General features: G+C 34.5%; 5 protein-coding genes and 2 pseudogenes. All 7 read right to left on the bottom strand.

Going from position 1 to position 9,843, the window contains the following annotated elements:
* Positions 1 to 654: 654 nt before the first annotated feature.
* The gene (locus BR72_RS16730) at positions 655 to 1,152 is read right to left on the bottom strand and encodes an ACT domain-containing protein (protein ID WP_051957344.1); all 498 of its coding nucleotides are present in this window, start codon (positions 1,150 to 1,152) and stop codon (positions 655 to 657) included.
* A 529-nt stretch (positions 1,153 to 1,681) separates the two neighbouring features.
* Positions 1,682 to 2,479 (bottom strand): phosphotransferase, encoded by a 798-nt coding sequence (locus tag BR72_RS16735; RefSeq protein WP_035434702.1) that lies wholly within the window; start codon positions 2,477 to 2,479, stop codon positions 1,682 to 1,684.
* A gap of 467 nt (positions 2,480 to 2,946) precedes the next feature.
* Entirely contained in the window at positions 2,947 to 3,336 is a 390-nt protein-coding gene (locus tag BR72_RS16740) for a hypothetical protein (protein WP_035434708.1), read from the bottom strand.
* A gap of 117 nt (positions 3,337 to 3,453) precedes the next feature.
* Positions 3,454 to 4,737 (bottom strand): annotated as a pseudogene (locus tag BR72_RS16745) (DUF4158 domain-containing protein); the annotation flags it as partial.
* A gap of 756 nt (positions 4,738 to 5,493) precedes the next feature.
* Positions 5,494 to 6,722, bottom strand: a pseudogene (locus BR72_RS16750) (aminopeptidase).
* A gap of 463 nt (positions 6,723 to 7,185) precedes the next feature.
* Positions 7,186 to 7,920, bottom strand: a complete 735-nt coding sequence (locus tag BR72_RS16755; RefSeq protein ID WP_035434705.1) for an alpha/beta fold hydrolase — start codon at positions 7,918 to 7,920, stop codon at positions 7,186 to 7,188.
* Positions 7,921 to 8,952: 1,032 nt separating this feature from the next.
* The coding region (locus tag BR72_RS16765; protein ID WP_035434709.1) for an IS4 family transposase at positions 8,953 to 9,843 on the bottom strand (891 nt) is incomplete at its 5' end.

Here is a 9,843-nt window from a genome sequence, read left to right on the forward strand (position 1 = left end):
TGTTTCGATGTATTGTTTTAGCATTTCTAATGGTGCACCGCCCACAGCCAGCAAACGATAACTTTGAGATCCAAATCATTCTTTACATACATTCTATCTGATTCGAGGAAATTCCTTTTTCAATCCTTTGGCTTACGCCAACCAAAATCCATCCCCTCCCTACTCATTGGGCTTCACCCTTCTCATTCCTTGAGGAAGGGGAATTCTTTTAGAAATATGTTAAATCTTTAAAAATAATTGACCATTCTGGATTATAGTCTTCAATTCTTATTCCACTCTTTATCATTAACATGGCCACCTTTTTGCTCGTTAATTTTTTCTATGATTAATATCATGGTGATAAATACCAAAAAAGGAGGGAATATTTTGCATAATAGACAGAAGGATGACTCCAATGACATTTTTGACCGTACATTTATAGGGAGACCTGGATGTATGTTGGTTCTCATTGTACTGGTAATCGTATATATATTTTACAACATTCTAACAAATTGAAACAAAGAGCATTAAACAGTTTCCCTTTGTTTTTTTGAGGTAGTTTGCTCCCCTGTTTTTGGGACGTTATAAATTCTTAAGTTGATGGGCATGAAAGGTAAAGTATTGCAACTTTTTTATGAACATCGTGACTTTATTTCAAATTCACAGTAATATCTTTTAACACGGCACAGCACTTAGTTTATCTTTATTTATTTCCCTACAAAATCTGTTCAATTCATTGAAAGCTTCCCATAATGCATCCACTGCTACTTTTCTATCTTCTTCTTTTATCAGAACCCAAATCGTCTTATAACTATCAGCTGCTTGTAAGATTTGCACACCTTTTTTCCATAAAGCAGAACTGACTTGTGATACGATTCCTGGCACCCCAGAAAATTCAGCTGCTCCTTCTATGGTTACCTTAATACACCCTGGACTGATTTCAGGAATATAGTCTAACTGTTCAATAATTGTAATTGCCTTTGCTAATTTTTCATTCTCTACAGAAAATAAGACTTCCTCCACAGATATGTGTACAAAATCAACCTTAATTTTTTCTTTAACAATCTGATCAAATATCGGCATTGGGAACATAGTATCTATTTCTTTTTTCTTTACCTTTATTTGATTTAGTGGTGAACTACAAAAAATATTTGTTTTAAACATTTCGTTCATAATCATAATCTCCCATCTTTAAAACCATTCATTTCTTCAACCATTATACTCTTTATATTTTTCAGGACATTACTTCTCATTTTAAATCAAAAGAACAGCTCAACAAATCCAAAATTTATATTTTTCAATTACTAAACATAACATAAATAATAGGACAGTCCTATAAGTCAGTGTAACTGAGGTCTCGCCGACAAAACGTAAAAATTATACGCTATGACATTTATTAGAATGTGAAACTGTAATTTCCTTACGCTAAAGGATGTATCAACCGAAGATGACCGTTTTTGGTGATCTTGAGTGGTGCTTTTACATTCCGCTTTATAAATAGATTTTTTATAAAAAAAGCTAAACCAAAAACAAATTACCAAAACAGCAATATTTCAACGTTTTAGATTATATTCATTTACAATATTTGTTTTAACGTATACTAAGCAAATTTCGATATAAAATAAGCCGATTAAATAGAGACCATCAAAAGATGGTCCCTTTTTTCACGCTTACACTCCGTTAGTTCACCAAGACTTTTCTCTTAAATCCACTCTTTTCCGTGTTCACGAATGAATCGAAGTTCCTCTTGATAATGATCATAATGTCCTTCGTCGATCATTTTTTGAAACGCCATATCGCCTTCTTTAGCTTTCCTTTGTATGGTTTTACATAATCCTTCTACCCGTAGCAATACCATTTCTAAAAACCCTTTTTCTATTCCCTTCATACCATAGGAATCAAAAAACAGTTTAACCCTTTGTTTGATTCGCTCAGCATCTTTTAACGAATCATAATAAATAGCTTCGCCTTCTTCCGTATGATAACGCCTACTTAAAGGAACACAAGTGTAAAGCGTATAAGCGATATCCCAAAGTCTTGGACCAGGAGCAACCAAATCAAAATCAATCACACCTACTGGTTTTTCGCGATTAAAAATTATGTTATAAATGGCAAAATCATTATGGCACATCACCTCATATGGCTGTGGGGTGTTATCAATGGGTTGCCAACGTTCTTCCATTGGAAAATCACTCACTGCATCATGATAGAGACGAAGCATTTTTGCGATCTCTTTTAAAGCCTCATCCGACCACATATATTTTTTTAACGGATAATTGCCAGCTTCTCCTTTGATAAAGGATAAGATTTCTCTCCCTTTTTCATCAATACCTAGAAACTTTGGCACACTATTTAAGCCTTTTTTTTCAAGGTGTTTTAGCAACGTATGAATTTTAACACTATCAGGCTTTAATTCTCGTCGAACCGTATTTCCAAAACGATATACACTGGAGACATTCCCTCCTGTTAGTGCTTCTTCTTTTTCATACTGACTTTTCATTAAAATCCCCCCGATTTAGGGACTCTATGATTGTGTCAATAGAGATGTATTTTTACCCATAAATAAAAGCAGATATACAAAGGTATCTGCTAGGCAATGGGAATTTAATTGTCCACACCATGTATCCCTTGAATGATTTAAGATAGACAAATAAACGCATCCTTAAGAATCAAAGACCGCCACTGTCTCTATCCAATTAAATAATCATTTCAAGGTATTCCACATCTGTACAGATTCCCCTTTCTTTACATCTCTAAATTAGATATTACTAGGGATTCCCAACTTAAAAAAGACTTTTGTATAAAGTTTTTAAATTTTTTTGCTATTTAGTTAAAAAAATTAAAACAGACCGCTCATAACAGTATCGCCAAATGACCTAACATTAGATAAATAATCGTAACCTTCTGGTGAACCAAAGCTATTAAACATTCGAACTGCAACCAAATTGAAATTAAATAACTATAAAACTAATCTTTTTCAACTGTATATCTAACTTGTTTAAAGTTTACCATGTCTCCATTTTCAGTATCATCTTTAGTTTGCAAAAGTTGAACTTTTGGCTTGTAGTCCGTCCTATGAGCATCTTTGATACCTTTAATGTTAAGTTTGTAGGATTCACCATTTTTTATTTTTTGTTCAAATACTTTTTTATTGGCAACAAAAATAAAGGTCACTTTATTTTCATCAATCCCCTCAGTCATAAATTCTAATTGATTATCTTTTGTTGTAATCGTTGGTGTTAATAATTCAATACTTCCGTCTCCAGTTTTTTTCAAAGAATTTTCTGTTATAGCTGAACATCCGGATAACGTGATACCAGCAAATAGAATAAAACTTAATCCAATTATCTTTTTCATAAGATCACCCCAATCCGTTAGTGTAGAACATAGATCACTCACTGTGAACTCCTTAGAATTATACCATTATATGTAAAAACAAGCAAAGTGTATATGTACTTTTAGGGATCCCGCCACAATGCCATCTTCTTTAAATATATGTTTTGTCCATTTCTGTTTGATAAAATTCGTAGGAGCTATTTCAGGAATTTTTCGTTTCTTCAAATCGTTAGCTTCTCTTAATAATTCAATAGCTTGTAAAAGAGACTGCCTCGCATGAGATGCTTGAAAAACATATGTTTTGAGTAACCGTGGTGCAAATTTACGCAATTGACCATAATAATTATCTAATAAATCAAGGTAATCAAATTCTACTAGTCTTGCTAATTCTTCCGCTTGTTCCACGGTTTGAATAAACTGTTCCCACGAAATGATAGATTGTAAGAATTCAAACGGGTCTAAATTCTCTTCTTTTGCTTCGATTAACGCTTTTCCTACTCTTGCATACAGTCGTACTTTTTCATTAATGGCTTTTCCATCCTTTTGAAAACTTTCTTTATGTATTTTCTCGCCACGATTAAAAATTCTTCCAATTAATTTCTCACTCATATGTAGACCCTGATCTGTTAAAAACGCATAGATATGAATGAGAAATGCCATTAAGGTGGCATGTCGTTTTAAGGTGTAAAAACGAGAGAGATGCTGGGTAGAATAACGTGATCCTTCACGTGCCATTTGTAATAGTCGATTTTGATGTATTTCTCGTCCATTATCTAATGGTAAAGCTAGTCTTTGGATATATTCCAATCGATCCATTAGTTCATGAAAATTTTTAATAGAACCAACACCAGGTGGTTGTCGAAGCCAGGATAAATCGGATTGTTTTCCTGGTTGACTTACATAGAGCAATTGATCTAATTGTCTCTCCTGATGGGGAGAAAGACCTTGAACTAGTTGCTTGAATGTTCGTCTTTGTGCTCTCTCACGAACTGCCCATGCTAAATGTTCCACTGCATACATAGCAGGTAAAATAATCTTTCGTTTGCGCATTTCTATAATAAGGGCCTCTACTAGCAGATAACCTTTGTCAGTTCCAAGCGCAGTCGGAAGAAGCTATTGTGCTAATTCCCGATATTCTCGGATTGTAAAAGAACGAAAATGAAATTCTTTTCGGATTTTACTAAGATGTTCTCGCCTGGTTACATCACGACCTTGCGCATAGTTATGTATAGCAGAAGGTACAATGCCAATCTGATTAGCAATAATCTGTACGAGATACTCTGGGATTTTTTCGCCGGATGCTAAAGGACATTCTGGAAAACGTAAATAAGCGATTTGGATCGCAAAGCCCAAACGGTTTGCAGCACCACGCTGTTGGTGAATAATCTTTAATTCTTCATCTGATAATGTATAATAACGGATCGGATCGCATCGCGATCACTTATATGTTCAGGTAATTCATTATGTTATTGAACATAGGTATAAAACATAATTATATCAACGTTTTACGTGATAAATTTGTTCATAAACTCATTTCAAAATCAATGTCCATATTAACCTGTAGCTTTTATGTTTCTGAACACAAGTTGAGATAGGATAAAACCCGTTATAACAGGGTTATGAACTCTTAGCGTACAATTTTCCTGAAATGGTGTTGTGGCCCTAAACGGCGGGGAGAAATTGCAGCTACGCTGATATTAGTAGAAAAACAAAGTCTTTATATGACTAGACATATAAAACGCTTTGAGGATTATGTAATTGATTTACAGAAAATTCCTCAACCAATAGAAGAAACGATCCCTATATGGGGTACAGCCCACAATTTAACGGAAATATACGCTAAGCAATTTCGACAGAAAAAACATTAATTTTACTACTCTAAGCGTAAAGTAGGTCCAAGATAAGTGTTGCAAAAATTAACATATATGCAACATTTTCCTTGGGTGTCACTTTAGGAGATAATTTGCGTGATTTTTTTATGATAAATTGCATATATGGGGGATACAGCCGAGATACTTGTAAAAATAGGTCATAGACTTAATTTTATTTCCAATTTCATTCGAAATCGGATTTTTTGTTTTTTATAAAAAGGAGTAAAATGGTGAGGGTTAAAGAGAATAGAAAATTTAAAAAGTACTGCCTTCTTTCAGGAGACAGTACTTTTTTTGTGACTTATTATTAAAACGCCCAGTTTCCTTTACGGAAAATTGGTTCATGTGTGCCATCTGCTGTAATGCCGTCAATATTAATCTTGGCAGAACCAATCATAAAGTCTTCGTGTGTAATACTAGAGTTTGCCCCATTTTCTGCAAACTCTTCTTCTGTCATTGTCTTACCACCGATTAAGTTAGTTGCATGAGCATGCCCAATTGCTAAATGGCAAGATGCATTTTCATCAAATAACGTATTATAGAATAAAATATTTGTATTAGAAATTGGTGAATCATGAGGTACTAATGCAACCTCCCCTAAGAAATGAGAATCCTCATCTGTCTCAACTAAATGCTTTAATGCTTCTTCACCAACATCAGCTTTATATTCTACAATACGTCCATTTTCAAATGTAAGTGTAAAGTTATCGATAATGTTACCTGCAAATGCTAATGGTTTTGTACTTGATACTTGCCCATTTACACCTGTTTTTAATGGCATTGTAAATACTTCTTCTGTTGGAATGTTAGCCATAAATGGTACATTTTTTTCATTTAAGCTACTAGCTCCAGCCCATATATGTTTTTCTGGAAGTTCAATTGTTAAATCTGTTCCAGGACCTGTATAATGAAGCGCCTTATAATGTTTTTCATTTAAATAATCTACTTTTTTATGTAATGTTTCATCATGTTTTTTCCATGCTTCCACAGGATTCTCTAGATTTGCACGAGTTGCTTGGAAAATTGCATCCCATAGCTTTTCTTCTTGCTTTTCTGATGTAACATCAGGGAACACCTTTGCTGCCCATTCTTTCGTAGGAACAGAGATAATGCACCAACTTACTTTATCTGCTTGTGAATAATCGCGGTATACTTTCATTGCTTCTCCAGCAACCTTATGAGCACTTGCAATTCGTTTTGCATCTACACCTCTTAATAGATCTGGATTTTCTGCATAGATAGACATAAATGCAGCGTCTTCTTTTGCTAATTCTTCACGTGCATGCGCCTTCCAAGCAGGGAATTCTGGGAATGCTTCTTCAGGAGCTAAATCAAATTTTAAGCGTGTGAGGATTTCATCGTTCCAATCTACATATACATGTTTTGCACCTGACTTATATGCTTTTTCTGTAACAAGACGGACAAATGGGGCTGCCTCAAGTGGCGCATTAATAAATAATATTTGTCCAGGCTGAATATTAACACCGACATTTACTGCAAGAGCGCATACTTTTCTAATGTTTGTTCAAATGACATAGGTATAATCTCCTTTGTGTGAAAGAATTTATTATAAACATAATACAGGGTGTTTTTGCCCAAATCCCCGAAATGGGGAATTAGCTTAATTCATTAGAAATTTATACATCATGTCAAAAAATACACTTGTTGTAGCGTCTCAGCATTTATTTGGTGTAGGCTATTGTTGAGAAAACCTTTACTCGAAAGGCTCCAATTTATTTACTTATAATAAGGTTCAATATTCGTTGCAAGTAGACAAGTTTTCACCTCAAATTTTCTATTTCTTTTCAACCAAATAAACTCCTTATACTTTTACGTTTCATCCTCTCTGTTGTCGTAAAGAGGGAATACAATCTCGACTTCCGTCCCATTCTGACTCTTATTTTCATCTATCTTAATCATCCCCTGCCGCTCCTCTACTAATCGCTTGACTAGTGCGAGCCCCAAATCTGTCCTACCTATTTTTTCGAACGGAATGATACTAATTCAAAAAGTCGGTTATATGCTTAGAAATTTCTTCTGGATGTGTTAAAGTCATGATGTGATTTGCATTGGTTATATGAACTACACGGATATCGGGGACTGCTTTATATCGTTCTGCAATTTGAAACAGATCATCCAATTCATTATCCCCAATCAATAGCAATGTACTTACATCTATCTCATGTAATCTTTCTATAGCAGAATAGGAAACTACTTCGTGTGTTCCCCAAGTAAATAGAATATTATCCCTCATTATCTGACGTAGCAATTGATTCGTTGGACCGTTTGGAATTCTCCAAGAAGATTCACTTAATGTAATATCTATCATCTTTTCAACATCTGGAATTGCGCTCGAAGCCCTTCTCTCCAGTGCTCGATACTCAGAAGAAAATTGATAGCCAGAGAGACCTGGAGCAATCAATATAAGTTTAGATACTTTATTTGGATAAGCTAGTGTAAAGTCAGTAGCAATTTGCCCGCCTAGGGAATGCCCTACTAATACTGCCTCTTTCATATCTAGTTGATCATAAATGCTTCTTAGGTCTTTTACGTAATCAATAGGCTCAGTTGGAACAGGAGACTTTCCAGCACCTCGTAAATCAAGTGTAATTACTTGAAAAGATTTCTCAGCTATCTGTGGCGCAATAAACTGCCAATCGCGAGAATCCATAGCTCCACTATGTAGAAAAATAACTGGTCTACCAATACCTTTTACTTCAAAATGAAGGTTCATAATTTTTACCCCTTTTTATTTTTTAGGAACAGAATGAAAATTATTGTTCCGGCTGACTAGGGCGACAAGCCCAGGAATCTTCCCGGAATCGACATGGCGTGCCAGCACGTTGCGCATTTTGCGCAACCCTGTTTCGGAGAAACCTCTGTTGTTTTATCCCATCATGAATCTCTCATTTTCTTCATATCTTCTGACGAACTAAAATTTTCTGTTGTAATCTTTTTCATTTGGTTTCCCTCACTTTACTTTTTTATCAGCCCTATTGTTCTACAAATTCTCTTTTGTTATCAATGCTTGAAAGTGTTCGATGCATTAAAGAGACTGAATATTGGTAATCAAAAAGATGACTCACGGGTGATCAGAATCGAGATATGTCCTGCACTTAGCATAGAGCCATATGTTCATCGAACGTTTATTCTCAGTTTCATCAAATTCAAAGTCACCATTATTCCGTAAGTAATCTTCTTTGACAACCGTTGTCTTGCCCGCCCCATTGGAGCCGAGCAAGGCGAAAATACTGCCCTTATCCATTTAAGCTCCCACTTTCACATTCCCTAATTATGTATATTCTAGAAGTAAATACAAAATGTATATTCTAGAAGTAAATACAAATTCCTTCTTCAACTATCCTGCCCCATTAGTACAGTAAGGATAACTTAACAAATATGTATAAATATTAGAATCTATACAGTTTTTCCTTGAGTAATGATTCATATAAAAATAATAAACATACTGCCAAAATATACATCAATTAATTGCCAGAAACATATTTTTAACGAATTGAATGTAACTTATTTTTGAAAGAGGAACAATCCCATACGGTTTTGGGCTAATCAAAGATTTTAAAGGATAATGAATGTAACTTAATATGTATTAAGTTACATTCGTTTTTTCAACTAGGGGTAGCGCCCCATTGCCATCAACTTAAGGGTACTAAGGGGTTATATGTGAGGATTATTCCTTTAAATTACTACGACTGTATTAAAGATAGGCATAACAAATAAACCTATTAACTAGGCATTTTAAAAAATATTATGCAGCCTTGAAACTTTTTGACAACATATAATCATACACAACACCTAAGATATCAAAGACGGTTTTCTTTTCGTACCGGTGCGATTTTCTTCCGTTTTTTTCTAAAAGGTAAAACAAACGCAGTAAAACTTTTAATAATTCATGGCTGCCCTTCTGTAGTCCCTCATAAAACATTAGATAATAATTCTTTATCATATAGATGGATTTGTATTCACTTAACTCTTTCTTTTTCTTATCCAAGAGTAATTGACGCATTTTAAACATCGTCGATGAACAGAGTAAAATACTAATGAGTTGCCCATATAAATGGCATTCTAAGCGTTCTTTTTTGATTTCTTTGCATTTGTCAATTTGAAAGAAAGATTTCCATGTTTTGAACAAAATTTCAATTTGCCAGCGTAATGAATACAAGTCATGGATATGTTCCGTTGGAACATTTTCTGCAGGAAGATTCGTAATATACACATTGATCCCACTCAATCGCTTACTTCGTTCTTTGTAGGTAATACCTTTCTTCTTTTCTTTTTTGGCTTGTTCCTTCAACCTTTTCTCTGTTTGTTCCTTTGTTAATCGATGAATAATAACACGAGCTGGTAATTTTTGATACTGTCCAATGTATGCCTCTGAAATCTCCATTGTTTGACCAGGGGACAATTGATTCATGAGTTCTTCCATATCTAACTGAATATAGAGTGATCCTTTCTTCACGGTCCCATTTCGAAAACACTCTGGCTTATCATTCTTACGATAGATTCGAGAATTTAATTTCAAACGTGAGATATAGTAAGCTCCTTTATCATGGATCTTCTGTAAGTCATGTAAGTCGAAATAGCCTAAATCTCTTATATACAAGTCTTTTGGTCGAATGGTTTGTAGGCTTGTTGAACC

Origin of the sequence: Bacillus sp. UNC322MFChir4.1, from assembly GCF_000746135.1 — a bacterium.
GTDB lineage: Bacteria > Bacillota > Bacilli > Bacillales > Bacillaceae_G > Bacillus_A.

What these genes read in the sequence shown, in the direction of transcription:
- BR72_RS16730 (WP_051957344.1), bottom strand. Translation starts at nt 1,152, where the DNA reads ATGAACGAAATGTTTAAAACAAATATTTTTTGTAGTTCACCACTAAAT.
- BR72_RS16735 (WP_035434702.1), bottom strand. Translation starts at nt 2,479, where the DNA reads ATGAAAAGTCAGTATGAAAAAGAAGAAGCACTAACAGGAGGGAATGTC.
- BR72_RS16740 (WP_035434708.1), bottom strand. Translation starts at nt 3,336, where the DNA reads ATGAAAAAGATAATTGGATTAAGTTTTATTCTATTTGCTGGTATCACG.
- BR72_RS16755 (WP_035434705.1), bottom strand. Translation starts at nt 7,920, where the DNA reads ATGAACCTTCATTTTGAAGTAAAAGGTATTGGTAGACCAGTTATTTTT.